Origin of the sequence: Klebsiella sp. 64 (genome assembly GCF_018223915.1) — a bacterium.
Lineage (GTDB): Bacteria > Pseudomonadota > Gammaproteobacteria > Enterobacterales > Enterobacteriaceae > Klebsiella > Klebsiella pneumoniae.
This window is the reverse complement of record NZ_JAGRQZ010000025.1, coordinates 100,827-120,036: the sequence shown is the minus strand read 5'-3', so window position 1 is coordinate 120,036 and position 19,210 is coordinate 100,827. Positions and strand designations below refer to the sequence as shown.

The 19,210-nt window shown below is 58.9% G+C and carries 22 protein-coding genes; 9 read left to right on the top strand and 13 right to left on the bottom strand.

Translation table 11 applies throughout. The features are described from left to right. Positions 1-7: 7 nt before the first annotated feature. Positions 8-559 (bottom strand): adenylate kinase, encoded by a 552-nt coding sequence (locus tag KHQ23_RS17535; RefSeq protein ID WP_004180132.1) that lies wholly within the window; start codon positions 557-559, stop codon positions 8-10. Between the two features lie 273 nt (positions 560-832). On the opposite strand from KHQ23_RS17535, the gene KHQ23_RS17530 reads away from it, so the two are divergent. Both KHQ23_RS17530 and ansP read left to right on the top strand, forming a co-directional pair. Beyond that, a complete protein-coding gene (locus KHQ23_RS17530) occupies positions 833-1,720 on the top strand; it encodes a LysR family transcriptional regulator (protein ID WP_002906776.1) in 888 nt (295 codons plus the stop codon). A gap of 189 nt (positions 1,721-1,909) precedes the next feature. Next, the gene (ansP, locus tag KHQ23_RS17525) at positions 1,910-3,364 is read left to right on the top strand and encodes an L-asparagine permease (RefSeq protein WP_002906778.1); all 1,455 of its coding nucleotides are present in this window, start codon (positions 1,910-1,912) and stop codon (positions 3,362-3,364) included. A gap of 50 nt (positions 3,365-3,414) precedes the next feature. On the opposite strand, the gene KHQ23_RS17520 is transcribed toward ansP, so the two are convergent. Both KHQ23_RS17520 and KHQ23_RS17515 read right to left on the bottom strand, forming a co-directional pair. After that, positions 3,415-3,636, bottom strand: a complete 222-nt coding sequence (locus tag KHQ23_RS17520) for a YgdI/YgdR family lipoprotein (protein WP_002906779.1) — start codon at positions 3,634-3,636, stop codon at positions 3,415-3,417. Positions 3,637-3,804: 168 nt separating this feature from the next. Continuing rightward, the gene (locus tag KHQ23_RS17515) at positions 3,805-4,866 is read right to left on the bottom strand and encodes a YncE family protein (protein WP_002906780.1); all 1,062 of its coding nucleotides are present in this window, start codon (positions 4,864-4,866) and stop codon (positions 3,805-3,807) included. A 258-nt stretch (positions 4,867-5,124) separates the two neighbouring features. On the opposite strand from KHQ23_RS17515, the gene pqqU reads away from it, so the two are divergent. Both pqqU and KHQ23_RS17505 read left to right on the top strand, forming a co-directional pair. After that, entirely contained in the window at positions 5,125-7,230 is a 2,106-nt protein-coding gene (pqqU, locus tag KHQ23_RS17510) for a TonB-dependent receptor PqqU (protein ID WP_002906783.1), read from the top strand. Positions 7,231-7,427: 197 nt separating this feature from the next. Continuing rightward, on the top strand, positions 7,428-9,134 hold the full coding sequence (locus KHQ23_RS17505) for an amidohydrolase (RefSeq protein ID WP_029602928.1): 1,707 nt from the start codon (positions 7,428-7,430) through the stop codon (positions 9,132-9,134). Positions 9,135-9,231: 97 nt separating this feature from the next. Here the strand turns inward: KHQ23_RS17505 and KHQ23_RS17500 are convergent, their stop codons facing one another. Both KHQ23_RS17500 and KHQ23_RS17495 read right to left on the bottom strand, forming a co-directional pair. Further along, positions 9,232-9,531: a DUF406 domain-containing protein gene (locus KHQ23_RS17500; RefSeq protein ID WP_002906788.1), complete on the bottom strand. Its 300-nt coding sequence runs from the start codon at positions 9,529-9,531 to the stop codon at positions 9,232-9,234. A gap of 89 nt (positions 9,532-9,620) precedes the next feature. Beyond that, a complete protein-coding gene (locus KHQ23_RS17495; RefSeq protein ID WP_020324766.1) occupies positions 9,621-9,851 on the bottom strand; it encodes a hypothetical protein in 231 nt (76 codons plus the stop codon). On the opposite strand from KHQ23_RS17495, the gene rihA reads away from it, so the two are divergent. Next, positions 9,813-10,748, top strand: coding sequence for a pyrimidine-specific ribonucleoside hydrolase RihA (gene rihA / locus KHQ23_RS17490; RefSeq protein ID WP_104467597.1), 936 nt, complete (start codon positions 9,813-9,815; stop codon positions 10,746-10,748). The genes KHQ23_RS17495 and rihA overlap by 39 nt on opposite strands. A 63-nt stretch (positions 10,749-10,811) precedes the next feature. Here the strand turns inward: rihA and KHQ23_RS17485 are convergent, their stop codons facing one another. Together KHQ23_RS17485 and KHQ23_RS17480 are read right to left on the bottom strand one after the other, a co-directional pair. Beyond that, complete coding sequence (locus tag KHQ23_RS17485) at positions 10,812-11,849, bottom strand: NADP-dependent oxidoreductase (protein ID WP_002906792.1); 1,038 nt, start codon at positions 11,847-11,849, stop codon at positions 10,812-10,814. Between the two features lie 65 nt (positions 11,850-11,914). Continuing rightward, positions 11,915-12,496: an XRE family transcriptional regulator gene (locus tag KHQ23_RS17480; protein WP_002906794.1), complete on the bottom strand. Its 582-nt coding sequence runs from the start codon at positions 12,494-12,496 to the stop codon at positions 11,915-11,917. Between the two features lie 162 nt (positions 12,497-12,658). Here KHQ23_RS17480 and KHQ23_RS17475 point away from each other — a divergent pair, with 162 nt between their 5' ends. Both KHQ23_RS17475 and KHQ23_RS17470 read left to right on the top strand, forming a co-directional pair. Next, positions 12,659-13,177, top strand: coding sequence for a GNAT family N-acetyltransferase (locus KHQ23_RS17475; protein ID WP_002906796.1), 519 nt, complete (start codon positions 12,659-12,661; stop codon positions 13,175-13,177). Further along, positions 13,174-13,623: a DMT family transporter gene (locus tag KHQ23_RS17470; RefSeq protein ID WP_004180135.1), complete on the top strand. Its 450-nt coding sequence runs from the start codon at positions 13,174-13,176 to the stop codon at positions 13,621-13,623. The genes KHQ23_RS17475 and KHQ23_RS17470 overlap by 4 nt, the downstream gene beginning before the upstream one ends. Before the next feature lie 8 nt (positions 13,624-13,631). On the opposite strand, the gene KHQ23_RS17465 is transcribed toward KHQ23_RS17470, so the two are convergent. After that, positions 13,632-13,865 carry a YdcY family protein gene (locus tag KHQ23_RS17465; protein WP_002906801.1) on the bottom strand — a complete coding sequence of 78 codons (234 nt, stop codon included), beginning with the start codon at positions 13,863-13,865 and terminating at the stop codon, positions 13,632-13,634. Positions 13,866-13,881: 16 nt separating this feature from the next. Beyond that, complete coding sequence (locus KHQ23_RS17460; RefSeq protein WP_002906804.1) at positions 13,882-15,480, bottom strand: ABC transporter substrate-binding protein; 1,599 nt, start codon at positions 15,478-15,480, stop codon at positions 13,882-13,884. 269 nt (positions 15,481-15,749) lie between these two features. On the opposite strand from KHQ23_RS17460, the gene KHQ23_RS17455 reads away from it, so the two are divergent. Further along, on the top strand, positions 15,750-17,183 hold the full coding sequence (locus tag KHQ23_RS17455; protein ID WP_015958499.1) for an aldehyde dehydrogenase: 1,434 nt from the start codon (positions 15,750-15,752) through the stop codon (positions 17,181-17,183). Between the two features lie 13 nt (positions 17,184-17,196). On the opposite strand, the gene KHQ23_RS17450 is transcribed toward KHQ23_RS17455, so the two are convergent. Together KHQ23_RS17450 and KHQ23_RS17445 are read right to left on the bottom strand one after the other, a co-directional pair. Beyond that, positions 17,197-17,946 (bottom strand): alpha/beta fold hydrolase, encoded by a 750-nt coding sequence (locus KHQ23_RS17450; RefSeq protein WP_015958500.1) that lies wholly within the window; start codon positions 17,944-17,946, stop codon positions 17,197-17,199. Between the two features lie 88 nt (positions 17,947-18,034). Beyond that, the gene (locus KHQ23_RS17445) at positions 18,035-18,208 is read right to left on the bottom strand and encodes a GhoT/OrtT family toxin (RefSeq protein WP_002906888.1); all 174 of its coding nucleotides are present in this window, start codon (positions 18,206-18,208) and stop codon (positions 18,035-18,037) included. A gap of 195 nt (positions 18,209-18,403) precedes the next feature. Between KHQ23_RS17445 and yncL the strand changes: the two genes are divergently transcribed. Next, positions 18,404-18,496: a stress response membrane protein YncL gene (gene yncL, locus KHQ23_RS17440; RefSeq protein WP_002906891.1), complete on the top strand. Its 93-nt coding sequence runs from the start codon at positions 18,404-18,406 to the stop codon at positions 18,494-18,496. 51 nt (positions 18,497-18,547) lie between these two features. Here the strand turns inward: yncL and KHQ23_RS17435 are convergent, their stop codons facing one another. Then, entirely contained in the window at positions 18,548-18,799 is a 252-nt protein-coding gene (locus KHQ23_RS17435) for a hypothetical protein (RefSeq protein WP_015958502.1), read from the bottom strand. A gap of 137 nt (positions 18,800-18,936) precedes the next feature. After that, positions 18,937-19,134, bottom strand: a complete 198-nt coding sequence (locus KHQ23_RS17430) for a hypothetical protein (protein ID WP_004189776.1) — start codon at positions 19,132-19,134, stop codon at positions 18,937-18,939. Positions 19,135-19,210: the final 76 nt, after the last annotated feature.

Here is a 19,210-nt window from a genome sequence, read left to right as displayed (position 1 = left end):
CTGAAAATTAGATATGCCCGGCTGAACGCTGCGCTTCCAGCTCGCGGAGCAGCGCCTCGGCCTGCCGCGGATTGCGCACCCGGACGAAGCGAATATGACGATATTGCGGATCCTGCATATCGGCCAGATAGCGTCGGCGATGCTGCCGCCAGGTTTTCAGCGTCCAGAGGATGATGGATTCCCGGCTGCAGAACGAACGGCGAAAACTCTCGCAGTTGCCCGTGCCCGGCCACAGCTCCTGATGTCGCCACGCCCGGCTCGCCGCCCGCCATACCGCCTGGCGCAGCGTGCGCCAGAAACCATAATCTACCCAGATCACCAAATCCACCGCACGCCATTTAACGCTGCGGCTGCGATTGTAATTGCCATCCAGCACCCAGCCCGGCGTGGCCGTCGCGGCGGCAATGGCGGCGAAAAATGCCTCATCCGGCGCGCCCTGCCAGTTCGGCCGCCAGTACAGGCGATCGAGCTCGATCCAGGGTAATTCCAGCCGGTGCGCCAGGCGCCGGGCCAAAGTGGATTTGCCTGAGCCGCTGGTGCCGACCACGTTGATATTCATCTCTGTTTCTCCCCGGTTACCAGACTCTGCCTGGCGATACTCTTGAATCATCTTTCGGGCTGCCGTCCCCCCGGTCATGCCGCGCCAGCGAATGTCGGTTCACCTGGCGCTGGCGTTTTTTGGGCCTACTACAATACCTGCCCTGCACAGAGGAATAAATCTTCCGCCATAACCATTCTGCTCCACTGCGTCCGGCCATCAGGCTGGCACAATCCTCAGGCCGGGCATACACTCTGCGTACCTGTGAGCAGTATTCATCAATCCGGAAAGATTATGCTAAAAGAGAACGTAAACGATCTGCTCTCCTTTATGGTGGTGGCGCGTGAACGCAGCTTTACCCGCGCGGCGGCCCAGCTTGGCGTGTCGCAGTCGGCGCTCAGCCATGCCATGCGCCATCTCGAAACGCGGCTCGATGTCCGGCTGTTGACCCGCACCACCCGCAGCGTGGTGCCGACCGAAGCGGGCGAGCGACTGATTCAGCGCCTCGGTCCGCATCTGGAAGAGATCGAGCAGGCCCTGGCTGCATTGCGCGACACCCGAGAACGCCCGGCGGGCAACCTGCGCATTACCGCCGGGGAGCATGCCGCCAGCGCGGTACTCTGGCCGGCGCTAAAGCCATTTATGCTGCAATATCCTGATATTAACATCGAAATCACTGTTGATAATGGGCTCACGGATATCGTGGGTGACCGCTTCGACGCCGGGGTGCGTCTCGGCGAACAGGTGGCAAAAGACATGATTGCCGTGCGCATCGCCCCGGATATGCGGATGGCGGTGGTGGGTTCGCCGGCCTATCTGCAGCGGGCCGGTACGCCGCAAACGCCCTGGGATCTTGCCCAACATCGCTGCATCAATCTGCGCCTGCCGACACGAGGGGGACTTTACGCCTGGGAATTTGCCCGCGATGGCCGGGAGATTCAGGTGCGGGTGGAGGGACAGCTGATCCTCAACAGCCTGCCGCAGCGCATCGACGCGGCGGAGGCGGGCCTCGGGCTGGCCTACGTTCCGGATGACTGCGTGGCGGAGGCCTTAGCCAGCGGCCGGCTGGTGCGGGTGCTGGCGGAGTGGACCCCCGCCTTCCCCGGCTACCATCTCTATTACCCCAGCCGGCGCCAGCATACCAGCGCTTTCACGCTGTTACTGGAAACTCTGCGACGCTGATCTCATTGATAAATCTGTCAAATGCTCTCGGTAAATGTTTTAGGTGCGTAACTATTAGGTTACGTGTAGGATTCAGCGCCATGTCTGAGCTTATCTCCTACGTCAGAATGATGAGAAAGCCAGCATAATGTGCCAGCCGTCCTCCATTCCGGCTGCAAACATGGGCATTGACAGGAAACTGATACATCAATGAATACGAAACACGAAAATGCAGCGGAGCATCATGCTGCAAAACGCCACTGGCTTAACTCACATGAAGCGGGTTATCACAAAGCGATGGGCAACCGTCAGGTACAGATGATCGCCATCGGCGGCGCTATCGGTACCGGTTTGTTCCTCGGCGCCGGGGCACGTTTACAAATGGCAGGGCCAGCGCTCGCCCTGGTCTATCTGGTCTGCGGCATCTTCTCCTTCTTTATTCTTCGCGCCCTCGGCGAACTGGTCCTCCACCGCCCCTCGAGCGGCAGCTTCGTCTCTTATGCCAGGGAGTTCCTCGGTGAAAAAGCCGCTTACGTGGCCGGCTGGATGTACTTCGTTAACTGGGCGATGACCGGGATTGTCGATATCACCGCCGTGGCGCTGTATATGCACTACTGGGGCGCGTTTGGCGATGTGCCGCAGTGGGTCTTCGCCCTCGGCGCGCTGGCTATCGTCGGCACCATGAATATGATCGGCGTGAAGTGGTTCGCCGAAATGGAGTTCTGGTTCGCGCTGGTTAAGGTGCTGGCGATCGTCGCCTTTCTCGTGGTCGGCACCATTTTCCTCGGCTCCGGTAAGCCGCTGGACGGCAATGCCACCGGCTTCCATCTGATCACCGATAACGGCGGCTTCTTCCCGCACGGCCTCCTGCCGGCGCTGGTGCTGGTGCAGGGGGTGGTCTTCGCCTTCGCCTCCATCGAGCTGGTGGGGACCGCGGCCGGAGAGTGTAAGGATCCGGAGACAATGGTGCCGAAGGCCATCAACAGCGTGATCTGGCGTATCGGTCTGTTCTATGTCGGTTCGGTGGTGTTGCTGGTGCTGCTTCTGCCGTGGAACGCCTACCAGGCCGGACAGAGCCCGTTCGTTACCTTCTTCTCAAAGCTGGGCGTGCCATATATCGGCAGCGTGATGAACATCGTGGTGTTAACCGCGGCCCTCTCCAGCCTTAACTCGGGTCTCTACAGTACCGGGCGTATTCTGCGCTCGATGTCGATGGGAGGCTCCGCGCCGAAGTTTATGTCGAAGATGAGCCGTCACCACGTCCCTTACGCCGGGATCCTGGCGACGCTGGGGGTATATGTAGTCGGGGTTTTCCTCAACTATCTGGTGCCATCTCAGGTATTTGAGATCGTACTCAACGTCGCCTCGCTGGGGATCATTGCCTCCTGGGGCTTTATCGTGGTGTGTCAGATGCGTCTGCGCAAAGCGATCAAGGAAGGGAAAGCGGCAAAGGTCAGCTTCAGAATGCCGGGGGCGCCGTTCACCTCCTGGCTGACGCTGCTGTTCCTGTTCAGCGTGCTGGTGCTGATGGCCTTCGATTATCCGAACGGTACCTATACCATAGGATCAATTCCGCTGCTGGCGGTATTGCTGGTGGCTGGCTGGTTTGGTGTGCGTAAACGCGTGCATGAGATTCACAGCACGGCGCCGACGCTGAGGAAGTAACTGGCAGGACTCCCGGTTTGTCCATCGCGGGCAAACCGGGAGGTCAGAACTTAATTATCTTCAACCAGCTGCGACACATCGCTGCTGTTAATTTCCCGCTTATTACCTGACTCATCGATATAGCTGGTCATCCCCGTTTCTTTATCCAGCTGCGGCTTGCCGTGGGTAACGATAGTTTGACCGCTCTTCGTGGTCATAACGTAGTTTGACGAACAACCTGCCAGCAGCGCCAGCATCGCGCCGGCGCAAATCACCATGAATGGCTTTTTCATTTTATCTCCACTGATTACCACTGCCCGCACGTGGCGGGAAAGGGTTAAGTGTATAACCATCTGGTTTGTCAGGCCAATAGGCGTTTGTAACAGAGGGTGAGTCGCCGGGCCTGGCCCGGCGGCATGCGGAGCGCGACCACCGTTTTCCGGTTTCGTCGCGCTGAGGTCTTAGAGGGCGATGCGGATCACATCGTCCGGCGCGGTGGCTTCTTTCTCACGGCTGGAAGCCTGTTTCACGCTAACGTACAGCGTTTTGCCGTCCTCGGAGAGCGCCAGGCTGTTGGGGTGAGTCGGCGTTTTAAAGGTCTTCACTACCTTGTAGCTCTTGCCGTCGATAACGCTGACTTCCCCGGCCTTACGATGCGTCACATAGGCTTCGTTGCGCGCCGGGTTAAACAGCACCGCCAGCGACTCCGGCGCGGCGATTTTCTCCAGCACCTTGCCGTCGCGGGTATCGACCACCAGCACTTCCGGCTGCTTGCTGTCGGTAATAAAGGCACGATGGCCGGCGGTATCGAGACTCAGGTTAAGATAGAAATGCGCTTTGCCGTCATCCTGCAATTTTTTTCGCGACGCAATCGTGTTGCTCTCGCTGTCGATGGTCAGCAGTTCGCCATCGGCGTTGGTGGTATACAGACGCTTAGCCTGCGGATCGATCGCCAGACCCGTCGCCATTGCCCCGGTGCCGGTAATGGTCGTTTTCAGCTTCAGGGTCGCGCCATCTACCACCCAAATCACGCTCTCTTTGCCCAGACCGGTAATGTAGACCGTGTTGGTCTGCTCATTGACCGCCAGCTCGCGCGGCTGCAGCGGGCGCACGGTTTCGCTGCGCTGACGCTCGTCCAGCACCAGGCGCCCCTTCACGGCGCCGGTTTTGGCGTCAATAGCGGTGACAGTGCTGTCGACGGTATTGCCAAACCACAGCGTGCCGGTGGCATGGTTGATAGTGGCGCCGAACGGCTTCAGATCGTTGTGAATAATCTGCGTCACGTCGAGGGTGGTGGGGTCAAGACGGTAAACCACCCCGCCTTTGTCCAGCGAACGACTCTGTGATGTGGCGACCCACAGCGCATTCTCCTGCTGGCTGTAGGCCATTTCGTAGGCCCCTTTTCCGACGGCCTTGCGCAGCATCTCTTCCGCGGCGTGGGCGCTAAAGCTGCCTGCCAGCAGCAGAGAAGTGACGAGCAGTGAATGGCGCAGACGCGGCGCGGCAAAATGACGTAATGACATGACGACTCCCTTTGATAAACCAGTATGTGCTGACCCGACATCGCTTCCGGCGGTAAAGTCCTGGCTTTACCCTTATTTTTGAATGCGAATAGTAATCATTATTTATCTCAAAGTGGAGCGCTAATTGTTGTTGTGCGGTAAATTCATGCCTGGCGAGCACTATCCGTTAACCAGTAGCAGTTAATAATTTTCAAATATTTTACAAACGAGGTAACATATATACATATGTTCCATTTGGTTCGTCTTTGAGTATTATCGATGAAAATCCTGTCCGTGCGTCACGCCGCCCTCCCGGCCCTGCTCTTGCCGCTCATTGCGGCAGCCCAGGCCGCAGATGAACAAACCATGGTGGTGACCGCCGCGCCAACCACGGTTTCTGAACTGGATACCCCCGCCGCCGTCAGCGTGGTGAATGGGGATGAGATGCGCCAGGCCGCGCCGCGCGTCAATCTCTCTGAATCGCTGGGCGCCGTGCCGGGCCTGCAGGTGCAGAACCGGCAAAACTATGCCCAGGATCTGCAGCTGTCGATTCGCGGCTTTGGCTCGCGCTCAACCTATGGCGTGCGCGGACTGCGCATCTATGTGGATGGCATTCCGGCCACCATGCCCGACGGCCAGGGGCAGACCTCAAATATTGATATCGGCAGCGTTGACACCATTGAGGTGCTGCGCGGCCCCTTCTCTGCCCTGTACGGTAACTCGTCCGGCGGGGTGATCAACGTCACCAGCCAGACCGGCACCCAGCCGCCCACCGTGGAAGCCAGCAGCTACTATGGCAGCTTCGGCACCTGGCACTACGGGATGAAAGCCACTGGCGCCGTTGGCGACGGCAGCCACGCAGGCGATGTGGATTACACGGTCTCAACCAATCGCTTCACCACCCATGGCTATCGCGATCACAGCGGCGCGCGCAAAAATCTGGCGAACGCCCGGCTGGGGGTGCGCATCAACGACGTCAGTAAGCTGACTCTGCTGCTGAATAGCGTGGATATCAAAGCCAATGACGCCGGTGGCCTGACCGCCGATGAATGGCGCGATAACCCGCGCCAGTCGCCGCGCGGCGACCAGTATAATACCCGCAAGAATACCCGACAGACCCAGGCCGGCCTGCGCTATGAGCGCCAGCTCAGTGCCCAGGACGATCTCAGCGTTATGATGTACGCTGGAGAACGTGAAACCACTCAGTTCCAGTCGATCCCGCGCGCGCCGCAGCTGAAGCCGAGCCATGCCGGCGGGGTGATCGACCTTACCCGTCACTACCAGGGGATCGATACCCGGCTGACCCATCGCGGAGAGCTGCTGGTGCCCGTCACGCTCACCGCCGGTCTCGACTACGAGAACATGAGCGAGCGGCGCAAAGGGTATGAAAACTTTGTGATGGTCAACGGCGCGCCGCAGTATGGCGAACAGGGCGCGCTGCGCCGTAACGAACGCAACCTGATGTGGAACGTCGACCCCTACCTGCAGACCCAGTGGCAGCTCACTGACAAACTCTCGCTCGATGCCGGGGTTCGCTACAGCTCGGTATGGTTCGACTCGAACGACTACTACATCACCCCAGGCAATGGCGATGACAGCGGTGATGCCAGCTATCACAAATGGCTGCCCGCGGGCTCGCTGAAATATGCCCTGACCGACGCGTGGAACGTCTATCTTTCCGCCGGCCGCGGCTTCGAGACGCCAACCATTAACGAACTCTCCTACCGCTCCGATAACCAGAGCGGCCTCAACTTCGGCCTGAAACCCTCCACCAACGACACGGTGGAGATCGGCAGCAAGACGCGGATCGGCAACGGGCTGTTCACCGCCGCCCTGTTCCAGACCAATACCGATAATGAGATTGTGGTCGACAGCAGCAGCGGCGGGCGCACCAGTTATAAAAACGCCGGCAAGACCCGCCGTCAGGGGATGGAGCTGGGGCTGGATCAGCAGTTTGGCGAGAGCTGGCGTCTGAAGGCGGCCTGGACCTGGCTGGACGCGACCTATCGCACTAACGTCTGCGACGACGCCAGCTGCAATGGCAATCGCATTCCGGGGATCGCGCGCAATATGGGCTACGCCTCCTTTGGCTATCAGCCGGAGCAAGGTTGGTACGCCGGGAGCGATATTCGCTATATGAGCGATATCATGGCCAATGACGAAAACACCGCCAAAGCGCCCTCCTGGACGGTGGTTGGCCTGACGACTGGCTATAAATGGAGCTACGGCAGGATGGATATGGATCTGTTCGGTCGCATCGACAACCTGTTCGACCGGGAGTACGTCGGGTCTGTCATCGTTAACGAGTCTAACGGGCGTTACTACGAGCCTGCCCCGGGACGTAACTACGGCATCGGCCTGAACCTCGCCTGGCGCTTCGAATAACACGCCCCTTCCCCGCCGATGGCTCTCGCGATCGGCGGGCAAAGCGCTTTTCCTTACCGTCTATTCCACCGCCAGGCGGACACCCGCCAACCACCCGCGCTTGACACTCCCCCCCCTTCGTAGTCATATAGTCACCACATAATCACCATGGTTACTATTTATATTGATCGGCACTTTTATCAGCCAGGGAGGGATAAATGGATAATGTCGTTTATGCGGACTGCGTATTGATTAATGGCAAGGTCGCCACGGTGGACGCACATTTTAGTTTTAAGCGCGCCATCGCCGTGAAGCAGGGATGGATTATTAACGTTGGTGAAGACCAGGAGATTCAGCAGCATATTGGTCCCCAGACGCAGGTCATTGACCTTGGCGGCAAACTCATTTTACCCGCCGCGCATGACTCACATATCCATATCGGCTGGCTCGCTGACAGCTGGCATTGCCTGAACTGCCAGGACGTGCGTTCCCTGGCAGTACTGCGGGAAAGACTGCGCGACCAGGCAGCCCGCACTCCCGCCGGGGCATGGATTCGTGTCTGCGGTCTGGATCCAAACGCAATCAAGGAGTGCGCGGCCGAGCAGCGCTCTCTGACGCGCTGGGATATTGACGACGTCACGGCCGATCATCCCACCCTGCTCGCCCTGTGGGACGGTCACTCCTGCATCGTCAACAGCCGGGCGCTGGCCCTCTCCGGTCTTGACGCCAGCACCCCTGATCCCCTCGGCGGACATCTGGGGCGAACGGCCAGTGGCGAACTGGACGGCAATTTCATCGACCTGCCCGCCCTGCATCTCGCATCCGGCACGATGCCCCGTCTGACCGTAGCGGCCCTCAAAGAGAACCTTCTGGCAGCCCAGCGCCTGATGAACAGCGAAGGGTATGCCAGCTACACGGAAGGCGCCATGGGTCCGGGGGAAAACACGCGCGAGGTGGGCGCTGCGGGGGATCGCGCCATCGCCGCCTACCGTGAACTGCAGGATGAAGGAAAACTCACCGCCCGGGTATCCATCGCCTTTTACTCCGCCGAGCGGGGCGTTCAGTCCTGCGCCACCCTGAAGCGCGATCTGGATAGCTTTGATTTCTCCCAGTTCACCGACCGGGACTGGCTGGACTGTCGGACCATAAAACTGTTCTGCGATGGCGTTCCCACATCGCACACAGCGTGGATGAATCAGGATTACGCCGACCGGCCGGGATATCGCGGACGCTCGGTGTTTGGTGGCCCCGAGGCGACCGAGGAAGCACAAGTTGAGGCGCTACAGCAGATGATTCTGCTGGCTCACCAGCGCGGTTTTCAGGTGGCAGTCCATGCGGTCGGCGATAAGGCGGTAAAAGTCACGATTAACAGCTTCGTGCAGGCGATTCAGCGCTATCCGGGGGAGAGCCGACGGCATTATGTGCTGCACGGCTCCATGGGCGATCGGCAAGATTTCGTGACGGCGGCAAAATACGGCATTCTGCTTTCCGAACAACCCTCACCCGGCGGCCCGGCATATGACTACGAACAGCGCGCCCGCTACTGTGGCATCAAGGGGGAAATCTGCAAAGGGCTACGGGATATCATCGACCTTGGGGTCATCGTCGCCGGCGGGTCAGATGGCATTATGGCGCTGGTGAACTGGCGCAAAATGGTTCAGGCAGCGGTCACCCGCAAATCATCTTCCAGCGGCAAGGTTATTCGCCCGGAGCTGGCAATTAGCGTGGCGGACGGCGTGCGGATGTACACCATCAATGCGGCCTATCAGGAAGGGAAAGAAGCGGTACGCGGATCGATAGAGGTCGGCAAAGTCGCTGATTTTCAGGTGCTGGACCGCGATATCTTCGCCGTAGCCCATGAGGAGATTGGCGCCAGCCGCGTGGTGATGACCATGGTTGGCGGAAACGTCGTCTTTCAAGACTAACCGCGCTCACCCGGCTCAGGTCGCCGGGCGGGCAGCGTGCTGCATCAGCGGAAGGCGTCTGCCCGCCAGAGCATCGCGCTTCCGCTACAGGAGCGAATTAAAGCAGATTTCGCAGGGATAACTCGAAAATGATCTTTTCTGCCTGGCAGGAGAAGGCGATGGAGAGGTCGAGTTTCACCGCGTCGCCAGCGGCGACGATGGTGTAATCGACCTGCGGCGGTTCACTGGCCGGCGCTGCGGCGGCAGCACGTTCGCGCACGGCGGCTACGGTGGATTCCGCTTCTTCGCGGCTTGGGAACACCTTCTCGGCCCGGTAGACGCAGTCCTCGTTATCAATGATCGTCCCGACATCAATGGCGCAGCCTTTGGTGCTGCATTTATCTACTACATCTTTCATCGTAATAACCTCTTGAGTTTTCTTAAGGATAAGAACCCGCCCGCCGAAAAGCAAACCATTAATATCCGTAAGGATTAGCAATTTTTCTATTATATCGCGCCGCGCCGGGCGCCATCTTGCGCCACCGCAAAACGAGGCACCATGTTTACGGACGGTCGCGTAACGATACGCGTTGCCCTCGCAGCAATCGTGGTCTCCATCACACTATTCTGCACACCATCTCGTCTGCCTCGACTCGCAGCGTTAGTCTGGTCACAGAACATCGCCAACAAGGAGCTGCTATGGCACTGCCGATTATGATTGATTGCGATCCGGGACATGATGACGCGATCGCCCTGGTCCTCGCCCTCGCCTCGCCGGAGCTGGAGGTGAAAGCCGTCACCGCTTCCGCGGGCAACCAGACCCCGGAGAAGACCCTGCGCAACGTGCTGCGTATGTTGACGCTGCTGAACCGGCCGGACATTCCGGTTGCCGGCGGCGCGTGGAAGCCGTTGATGCGCGATCTGATCATCGCCGATAACGTGCACGGCGAGAGCGGACTGGATGGCCCGAGCCTGCCTGAGCCGGCCTTTGCGCCGCAGAACTGCACCGCCGTCGAACTGATGGCCAGCGTGCTGCGGGAAAGCCAGGAGCCGGTGACCCTGGTGGCCGCCGGGCCGCAGACTAACGTGGCGTTGCTGCTCGCCAGCCATCCGGAGCTGCACGCGAAGATCGCCCGCATCGTGATCATGGGGGGCGCCATGGGGCTGGGCAACTGGCAGCCGGCGGCGGAGTTTAATATCTACGTTGATCCGCAGGCCGCGGAAATGGTCTTTCAGTCGGGGATCCCGGTGGTGATGGCGGGCCTTGACGTCACCCATAAGGCGCAAATCCTTCCCGCCGATATCGAGCGATTCCGCCAGATTGGCAACCCGGTGTCGACCATCGTCGCCGAACTGCTCGACTTCTTTATGGCCTACCACAAAGATGAAAAGTGGGGCTTCGACGGCGCGCCGCTGCACGATCCCTGCACCATCGCCTGGCTCCTCAAGCCGGAGATCTTTACCACGATCGAACGCTGGGTTGGCGTAGAAACGGAAGGCAAATATACCCAGGGGATGACGGTGGTCGATTACTACCATCTGACCGGCAATCGGCCCAATACCACCCTGATGCTGGATGTGGACCGCGAAGCCTTTGTCGATCTGCTCGCCCAGCGGTTAGCCTTCTACGCCTGACCTCTATGCCAGGCCCCTTTTCCCTGGCGGAAAAAGGGGCCTGTTAAGTCGAAGCCCGCCAGGTTAGTCGTCCGCCGCGACGCGGATCACTACCTTACCGAAGTTCTCACCTTTTAACAGGCCGATCAGCGCCTGCGGCGCCTGGTCCAGACCGTCGATAAGCTGTTCGCGATATTTAATTTTCCCCTCCTGCACCCAGCGCCCCATCTGCTGCTGGAATTCGGCGATCCGATGCCCGTAATCCTGGCCAATAATAAAGCCCTGCATCCGGATGCGCTTTTTGAGGATGGTCGCCATCAGCAGCGGCAGACGATCTGGCCCGTCCGGCAGCCCGGTGGCGTTATAGCCGCTCACCAGCCCGCAGACGGGTACCCGCGCTGCGGTATTCAACAGCGGCAGCACCGCGTCAAAAACCTTGCCGCCGACGTTTTCATAATAAACGTCAATACCCTGCGGGCAGGCCTGGGCCAGCTGTTCGGCAAAATCATCCGCACGATGGTCAAGGCAGAGATCAAAGCCTAACGTCTCAACCGCATAGCGGCATTTTTCCGCGCCGCCAGCGATGCCGACGGTGCGGCAGCCCTTAATTTTGCCGATCTGTCCAACCGTGGCGCCAACCGGCCCGGTCGCCGCGGCGACCACCAGCGTTTCGCCCGCCTTTGGCTGGCCGATGTCCAGCAAACCCATGTAGGCGGTGAAGCCGGGCATCCCCAGAACTCCCAGCGACCAGGACGGGTGTTGCGGATTGTCACCCAGCTTCACCAGTCCGCTGCCGTCGGAGAGTTCATAATCCTGCCAGCCGCTGTAGCCCAGCACCCAGTCGCCGGGTTGATAATCGGCATGATTTGAGCTGACCACGCGACTCACGGTCCCTCCCACCATCACCGCGCCAATGGCCACCGGCGGCGAATAGGACGGCGCGTCGCTCATGCGCCCTCGCATATACGGGTCGAGCGATAAATAAACGGTACGCAGCAGCACTTGACCCGGGCCTGGCGTCGGCACTTCGCTCTCTTCCAGGCGGAAATTCTCTGCCGTCGGTTCACCATGGGGGCGGGAAGCCAGTACCCAGCGGCGATGGCGTTGAGGTTGATCTGTCATAGCAAACTCCTCTTGTTAGCAGACTGTACTGAGGCTAGCTGCTTTATGCGCAACGTGCTTTACCATTAAGAGCCGGATGGCGATTGATTAAGGCGAACCACCAGATAGACGCAGGTCTCTGCGGATTCATTAATAAAGCGACAATCGTTGGGCGGGCCAAGCTCCAGACAATCCCCCGCCTGCATCTCATGGCGGGTATTGCCTTCGACAAACACCAGCTCGCCCTGTTGCAGCCAGATTAGCTGGCGGGCAAGCGCATAGGACGCGGCGGGCATCGGCACATCGCTACCGGGCGGCAGCTCAATCTGCACCAGATCGATCGGCAAATCGCTGCGCGGCGAAACGTGGCGGCGGAGATAGTGGCTTTGCGGGTCGCGCCATACCGGCTGGCTGGCAAAGCGCAGCAGCTTGCCCTCCTGCATTTCCGCGCGGGCGATCAGGGTCGACATACTGATGCCGAAGGCGCCGGAAAGACGGCCCAGCATCGAGGCGGTCGGGCTGCTTTCGCCGCGCTCGATTTTATGGATCATCGCCCGCGAGGCGCCGGCCCGTTCGGCAAGGTCGTTCAGCGACCAGCCGCGGGACTCGCGCTCGATGCGGATGCGCGCGCTGATGCGCTGATTGAGGTTGTCTTCTATAGTATTCATAACGTAACACTATAGTGTGCGCCCCCCTATTACACAACCATCCACCGAGACGCGTTATTCCCGGGTTAGCCGTTAAAATTATGCTGAAAACGGATGACAGCGTGGCGTTCATTATTGTAATAATATTGTACTACTATAGTGTACGAAAAATTGAGGTTTGCTATGTCCATTCGCCCTGCCATTAAAGACGACTGCGCGGCGATCGCCGAGATCTATAACCATGCCGTCGTCCATACCGCCGCCATCTGGAATGATAAAACTGTGGATACCGACAACCGCATCGCCTGGTTTGAAGCCCGCCAGCTGGCTGGATTTCCGGTACTGGTGAGCGAGGAAGACGGCGTCATTACCGGTTATTCCTCGTTTGGCGACTGGCGGGCGTTTGACGGCTTTCGCCATACCGTGGAGCATTCGGTGTACGTTCATCCCGAACATCAGGGGAAAGGGCTGGGCCGCAAGCTGCTGGTCGCCTTGATCGCCGAAGCGCGACGGCTGAATAAACATGTGATGGTCGCCGGCATCGAGTCGCAGAATCACGCTTCGCTGCATCTGCATGAAACGCTGGGCTTTATCACCACCGGGCAGATGCCGCAGGTGGGCACCAAATTTGGCCGCTGGCTGGATCTGACCTTTATGCAGCTGCAGCTGGATGCGCGTCAGGACCCGGACGGCAAAGCATGAACGCGTCGCTCACTCTCGCCTGCCTGATCGCCGCCGGCGTTGGCCTGGTAGTGCAGAACACTCTGATGGTGCGCATCACCCAGTCGGCGTCGACGATCCTTATCGCTATGCTGCTCAATTCGCTGGTCGGGATCGTTATCTTCGTGACGATGTTACTGCTGCGCCAGGGCGTCGCCGGCTTTCAGGAGCTGGCCCTGAGCGTGAAATGGTGGACGCTGATCCCCGGCCTGCTGGGGTCCTTTTTCGTCTTCGCCAGCATCAGCGGTTATCAAAACGTTGGCGCGGCGACGACCATTGCGGTACTGGTGGCCAGCCAGCTGGTGGGCGGGTTGATCATGGATTTAGTTCGCGCCCACGGCGTGCCGGTGCGGGCGCTGATCGGACCGTTATGCGGGGCGGTGATGCTGGTGGTGGGCGCCTGGCTGGTGGCCAGACGCCAGTTCTGAGCGCATCTTCAGAGGATCGCGCCGCCTTTGGTCAACTGCTCGCGGCGCGCGTCCTGCTCTTCCTGATGCTGTCGCCCATGATGGGCGATGGCGGTGCGCAGACGCTGCTGTTGGATATAGCGTTCCTCACGACTGAGTTGCGCATCATCACTCAGGGCGATTAGCAGCTCATTCATATGCGCGATAACGCCCTCGGCCAGGGTGTCATCGACTTTGACGATAACCTCATCCAGATGTGCCATCCTGTTCTCCTTTCGCTTAATTCAGCTTCGCTTTGGAAAAATCGCTCCCCATCATGCTGACGGTGTAGCCACTGACGTTGCTGCGCGTCGCATAGAAGGTTTTCCCGGTCGCCAGGGTGATCCATGGCGCCTGCTGATAAAAAATCTCCTGCGCCTGTTCGTAGAGTTTGGCCCGCGCCTGCGGATCGCTCACCAACAGCGCTTTCTTTACCAGCGCGTCATAGGATTTGTCACACCAGCGGGCGGCGTTGGAGCCAGTCTGGATATTATCACAGCTGAGCAATGTGCCAGCAAAGTTGTCCGGATCGCCGTTGTCCGACATCCAGCCATACAGGGCGCTGTCGTGCTCCCCTTTACGCATACCGGCAAGGTATTCGCCCCATTCATAGCTGACAATTTTGGCTTTCACCCCCACTTTCGCCCAGTCGTTTTGGATCATTTCGGCAATGCGTTTTGAGTTTGGGTTGTAGGGGCGCTGGACCGGCATTGACCACAGGGTCACTTCCGCGCCTTGCTCCAGACCCGCCTGCTTGAGCAGCGCTTTGGCTTTCTGCGGATCGTAATCGTAGTCCGGGAGATCTTTCTTATACCCGAGCATCGTCGACGGGATCGGTGATTTCGCCACGCTGCCGGAATCGAGGAATACCGCCTTGACGATCGCCTGCTTGTCGGTAGCGTAGTTTAACGCCTGGCGCACCAGCACATTATCAAACGGTTTTTTCTCGGTGTTAAACGCCAGATAGCCGACGTTCAGCGCCTCAACCGCATGCAGCGCCAGATCTTTATTGCCCTTAATCACCGGGAACTGTACCGGCGACGGCGCGGGAATAATCTGGCACTCGTTGGTCTGCAGTTTCGCCAGACGAGTCTCGACGTTCGGCGTAATGGAGAAGATTAAGTGCTTGGTCGGTACCTCGCCTTCCCAGTAGTGGGGATTGGCAATATAGCGGATTTGCGAATCCACTTTATACTGCTGCAGCGCATACGGCCCGGTACCGACAGGCCAGTTATCAACGTTTTCCGGCGTTCCTTTCTTCAGCATCGCCTCACCATACTCTGCCGACAGAATAGAGGCGAAGTCCATGCCCCAGTCGGCAAGAAACGCCGCGTTCGGCTCGTTGAGCTCGAACTGCACATGGTAATCATCCACCTTTTTCACCGATTTAATCAGCTTATCGAGGCCCACGTCGTGGAAGTATTCATAGTTCCCCTGCGACACCTTATGATAAGGATGCTGAGGATCCATCTGGCGCAGCACGGAGAACAGGACGTCGTCGGCGTTAAAATCGCGGGTCGGTTTGAAGAATTTGTTGCTGTTGAACTTCACCCCCTGACGCAGAGTAAAGGTCCAGGTTTTGCCATCCTCAGAGACGTGCCACTCGGTGGCCAGCGACGGGATCGGCGTATTTTTCACCGGGTCAAAGCTCACCAGACGGTTATACAGTACCTGCGAGCTGGCGACGAACGACGGACCGGAGCTGGCGATCTGCGGATTGAAGGACTCCGGAGAGGCTTCTGAGCAGTAGACCAGAGTGTCATTGCCTGCGGCCCAGGCGGCGCCGGCCGGCAGCAGTGCGCTCAGCAGCAGCGCCAGCGTGGTTTTCCCTGTAGACATGGTTATAAGTCCTGATTATTGATTATAAGAACAGTAATAACAGCACAGCCGCCTGACGGCGGCAAATAATCAATGGCTATCACCTTATGCAAAACGCGTGGAATTTGCTGGTTTAATCGACGTTGCGCTGCTTTTTACGCCAGAGGGCTTCGGGATGATGTGAGCCACACAAAATTCCTGCAAAAAAATGTGCGATAACCGCCCGGCTCACGCTTCCCGTCAGTGCCGCCCGGTACACTGGGGGAACCGCAGAACAAGAGGTTTCCACCATGACAATCACCTGCAATCTGTACATTAACGGCCAGTGGCACGATGCCGAAGGCCGCCGCACCTTTACCCGACGCCACCCGGCCCACGATGAGGCAGCCTCGGTGGCCGCTGCCGCCAGCCTCGCCGACGGCAAACGCTGCGTCGAAGCCGCGGCCTGCGCCTTTCCGCTGTGGCGCGATACTGCGCCGGCGGAACGACGTCGCTTACTGCTCGAGGCGGCGGAACAGATGCTGTTGCGGGAGGCGAAATTTATCGCCGCCATGGCGGCGGAGACCGGCGCGACCGCGCACTGGGCCGGATTTAACGTTCATCTGGCGGCAGATATTCTGCGTGAAGCGGCGGCGCTGACCACCCAGATTGAAGGGCAAATAATTCCGTCCAACGTGCCGGGTAACCTGGCGATGGGCGTCCGCCAGGGGGCGGGAGTGGTGCTGGGCATGGCGCCGTGGAACGCGCCGCTGATTCTGGCCACCCGGGCCCTGGCGACGCCGCTGGCCTGTGGCAACACGGTGATCCTTAAAGGCGCCGAACTTTCCCCCGCCACTCAGGGACTGATTATCGACGCCCTTGACGCGGCGGGCTTCCCGCCGGGCGTGGTGAACTATCTTACCTGTGCGCCTGAAGATGCGCCGGCGCTGGTGGAATCGCTGATCGCCCACCCGGCGGTGCGGCGCGTTAACTTTACCGGCTCCACACCGGTGGGACGCATTATCGCCCGCACCTGCGGACAGTATCTGAAACCAGCGGTGCTCGAGCTCGGTGGAAAAGCGCCCCTGCTGGTGCTGGACGATGCTGATATTGAGCAAGCGGCGGCGGGCGCTGTTTTTGGCGCCTTCGCCAACGCCGGGCAGATCTGCATGTCCACCGAGCGCATTATTGTCGACAATGCCGTAGCGGAGGCGTTTATCCCGCTGCTGGCCAAGCGCGCCGCCGCCCTGCCTGCCGCCCTCACGGGCCCGGTTGTCGATATGAACACCATCGCCCGCTGCAACGCGCTCATTGACGATGCGTTAGCGAAAGGCGCTCGCCTGCTGACCGGTGGTAAAGCCAACGATACCCATATGAGCCCGACCCTGCTGGACGGCGTGACCCGCGAGATGCGGCTGTGGCGTGAAGAGTCCTTCGGTCCGGTGAAAGCGATTATTCGCGTTCATAGCGAAGAGGAGGCGCTGGCGGTGGCCAACGACAGCGAGTATGGTCTTTCCGCTGCGGTCTACAGCCGCGACAGCGCCAGAGCGTGGAACGTAGCGCAACGTCTGCATACCGGGATTTGCCATATCAATGGCCCAACGGTGCATGATGAGGCGCAAATGCCGTTTGGCGGCTGCAAAGCCTCCGGCTATGGCCGCTTTGGCGGGCGGGCCGGGATCGCGGAATTCACCGAGCTGCGCTGGATAACGATCCAGACCCAGTCCCGCGAGCTTCCCTTCTGAGGCCCAGCGCCTCTTAACTATGGCTGGCGATAAGCTGCGCCAGCCCCTGCGGATTTTCCCACGCCATCGAGTGTCCGGCATGGGGCACGATGCCGACCGGGATCCCTTGTGCCTGAACGAGGTCGCTATCCGCATAAGGGAGCGACCGTTCTCCGACGATCAGCATTTTCTGGCAGCGCAGCTGGCATAGCTGGGTAAACCAGGGCGTGTCGCTGCCGCGTATCAGGCTGCAGGCGGCCCGCCAGACGGCCCAGGGGGCGCTGTTTTGTAAACAACCCGCCCACGGCGAGCGCTCCTCCGCCAGCAGCCTGGCATAGCCGTCAGCGACAAAGGCTGACTCTGACTGCGCCGCAATGCGCCTGCTGTACTCGCCGCCGCCGGCGAACAGATTAGGTTCCGAGACCAGCAGCGTGGTCACCCGCTCGCCCAGTAGCCCCGCCGCTTCGATGGCGATGCTCCCTCCCATGCTATGCCCGAACAGCGCGAAGCGCTGCAGGCGCAGGTGGCTGAGGAACTGCTCCAAAACTAAAGCCTGCTCATGTATGTTGTAACTAAACACGCGCGGTTTATCGCTATAGCCGAAGCCCGGCAGATCGATGAGTATTTTGCGCCGTTCGCGGAGCGCGGGATCGCTGGCAATGCGGGGATAATCGTAGGATGACGCGCAGCCAAGGCCGTGGATAAACACCACCGGAAGGCCATCTCCCGGGAAATCGTGCCAGCGCAGCGTGGCGCCAGCGACGGACGAATAAAAACCGTTCACCTGTATGCCTCCATGATAAGGTTACTGTTTTTTTATACAGTAACCTTATCCTTTGTGCTACCCCTTTCTGCCGTCTAGCGCCTGAGGGTTAAAACAGCGAGACGAGCAACGCCATCGGGAAGCTGAACGGCCAGGTGGCGCCGATCAGCAGGGCCGCCAGCAGGCGGATCATCCGGCTCTCTTTGGTTAAAAACCAGCTGATCACGGCGCATATCACGCCCATAATGGCGTAAAACACCAACATTTTTTGATATAACGTCATTCTTACTTTTTCCTTCCCTGAGGGGCGTTCCATGGTGGGATGATTATCTGCCATGACGTCGTGATTCAGAGATACCTGTATAACAAAATCAGAAACGGGCTGAATATTCAGAATAAAGCCTGATTCGTCTTAATCTGATAGCGCAACCGCTGGCGCCGTACTATACCTTTAGGACTTACTCATTAGGGTGGCGCTATGGATGTCTCCAGTAAAACCGTCGTTATGATTAATGTCTGCGCCGCGTTCGCGCTTATCAGCCTACTGTCCGTAAGATTTGGCTGGTTTTAATCATTTAATTCAGCAACGAAACCTAAAAAAGCAGCCCTGGAGGCTGCTTTTTTACGCGCGAACAACAGAGTTGTTATCTTGCTGTCGGGCGGCGGGGGCTAACTGCGCGGCAGCTATTACCTTATTAAGTCTGGGGTTATAGCGCGGCAGTACATTGACTTTTTCACTATCCCATTCGGCGGCGGCGCAGACGGCCTGCCCTACGCCCATCATCTCACAGCTTTGGATTCGTTTCGCCGGGGCATTACCATAGCTCAGCGCCACAGCGCCGATAGCCAGCAGAATAAAAGCAAAAATTTTCACAGCGACATCAACGTCAAAACCTAATATGCCCTAAATGATCGCATGAGCGGCGGCGGAAAGTCAAACCCGGGGCGCGCTACCGGGCGGCATCCGGTATTTGCCTCTGCCTCAGGGCTATAAAATATTCAGAACAAATATCATGCGATAACCGTAAATATTAAAAGCTTATCTCTAGCCGTGAAATACTTTCTGTTCAGGGGAGTTAATTTCGCTAATAAGGAAAATATTTCGCCGTCGGCAAGGGGAAAAGGATCGCCGCCTTCGCCACAGGCGCAATATATCGCGCGGGCCGTCATCGTAAGAAGATAAATGGCGATGGCAAGCCGTTGTAACATAACCTCTTCATCTCCGTCATCACGGATAAGAGCCAGAAATAGCGCTAAATGACAACAAATATCATTTGCCTTCGCG

Excerpts from the sequence above, each read along its gene's own strand:
- rihA (WP_104467597.1), top strand. The coding sequence starts at position 9,813 with ATGGCACTGCCGATTATGATTGATTGCGATCCGGGACATGATGACGCG.
- KHQ23_RS17470 (WP_004180135.1), top strand. The coding sequence starts at position 13,174 with ATGAACGCGTCGCTCACTCTCGCCTGCCTGATCGCCGCCGGCGTTGGC.
- KHQ23_RS17445 (WP_002906888.1), bottom strand. The coding sequence starts at position 18,208 with ATGACGTTATATCAAAAAATGTTGGTGTTTTACGCCATTATGGGCGTG.
- pqqU (WP_002906783.1), top strand. The coding sequence starts at position 5,125 with ATGAAAATCCTGTCCGTGCGTCACGCCGCCCTCCCGGCCCTGCTCTTG.
- KHQ23_RS17475 (WP_002906796.1), top strand. The coding sequence starts at position 12,659 with ATGTCCATTCGCCCTGCCATTAAAGACGACTGCGCGGCGATCGCCGAG.
- KHQ23_RS17520 (WP_002906779.1), bottom strand. The coding sequence starts at position 3,636 with ATGAAAAAGCCATTCATGGTGATTTGCGCCGGCGCGATGCTGGCGCTG.
- KHQ23_RS17485 (WP_002906792.1), bottom strand. The coding sequence starts at position 11,849 with ATGACAGATCAACCTCAACGCCATCGCCGCTGGGTACTGGCTTCCCGC.
- KHQ23_RS17535 (WP_004180132.1), bottom strand. The coding sequence starts at position 559 with ATGAATATCAACGTGGTCGGCACCAGCGGCTCAGGCAAATCCACTTTG.
- KHQ23_RS17430 (WP_004189776.1), bottom strand. The coding sequence starts at position 19,134 with ATGTTACAACGGCTTGCCATCGCCATTTATCTTCTTACGATGACGGCC.
- KHQ23_RS17480 (WP_002906794.1), bottom strand. The coding sequence starts at position 12,496 with ATGAATACTATAGAAGACAACCTCAATCAGCGCATCAGCGCGCGCATC.
- KHQ23_RS17460 (WP_002906804.1), bottom strand. The coding sequence starts at position 15,480 with ATGTCTACAGGGAAAACCACGCTGGCGCTGCTGCTGAGCGCACTGCTG.
- KHQ23_RS17515 (WP_002906780.1), bottom strand. The coding sequence starts at position 4,866 with ATGTCATTACGTCATTTTGCCGCGCCGCGTCTGCGCCATTCACTGCTC.
- KHQ23_RS17465 (WP_002906801.1), bottom strand. The coding sequence starts at position 13,865 with ATGGCACATCTGGATGAGGTTATCGTCAAAGTCGATGACACCCTGGCC.
- KHQ23_RS17455 (WP_015958499.1), top strand. The coding sequence starts at position 15,750 with ATGACAATCACCTGCAATCTGTACATTAACGGCCAGTGGCACGATGCC.
- ansP (WP_002906778.1), top strand. The coding sequence starts at position 1,910 with ATGAATACGAAACACGAAAATGCAGCGGAGCATCATGCTGCAAAACGC.
- KHQ23_RS17500 (WP_002906788.1), bottom strand. The coding sequence starts at position 9,531 with ATGAAAGATGTAGTAGATAAATGCAGCACCAAAGGCTGCGCCATTGAT.
- KHQ23_RS17505 (WP_029602928.1), top strand. The coding sequence starts at position 7,428 with ATGGATAATGTCGTTTATGCGGACTGCGTATTGATTAATGGCAAGGTC.
- yncL (WP_002906891.1), top strand. The coding sequence starts at position 18,404 with ATGGATGTCTCCAGTAAAACCGTCGTTATGATTAATGTCTGCGCCGCG.
- KHQ23_RS17530 (WP_002906776.1), top strand. The coding sequence starts at position 833 with ATGCTAAAAGAGAACGTAAACGATCTGCTCTCCTTTATGGTGGTGGCG.
- KHQ23_RS17495 (WP_020324766.1), bottom strand. The coding sequence starts at position 9,851 with ATGTCCCGGATCGCAATCAATCATAATCGGCAGTGCCATAGCAGCTCC.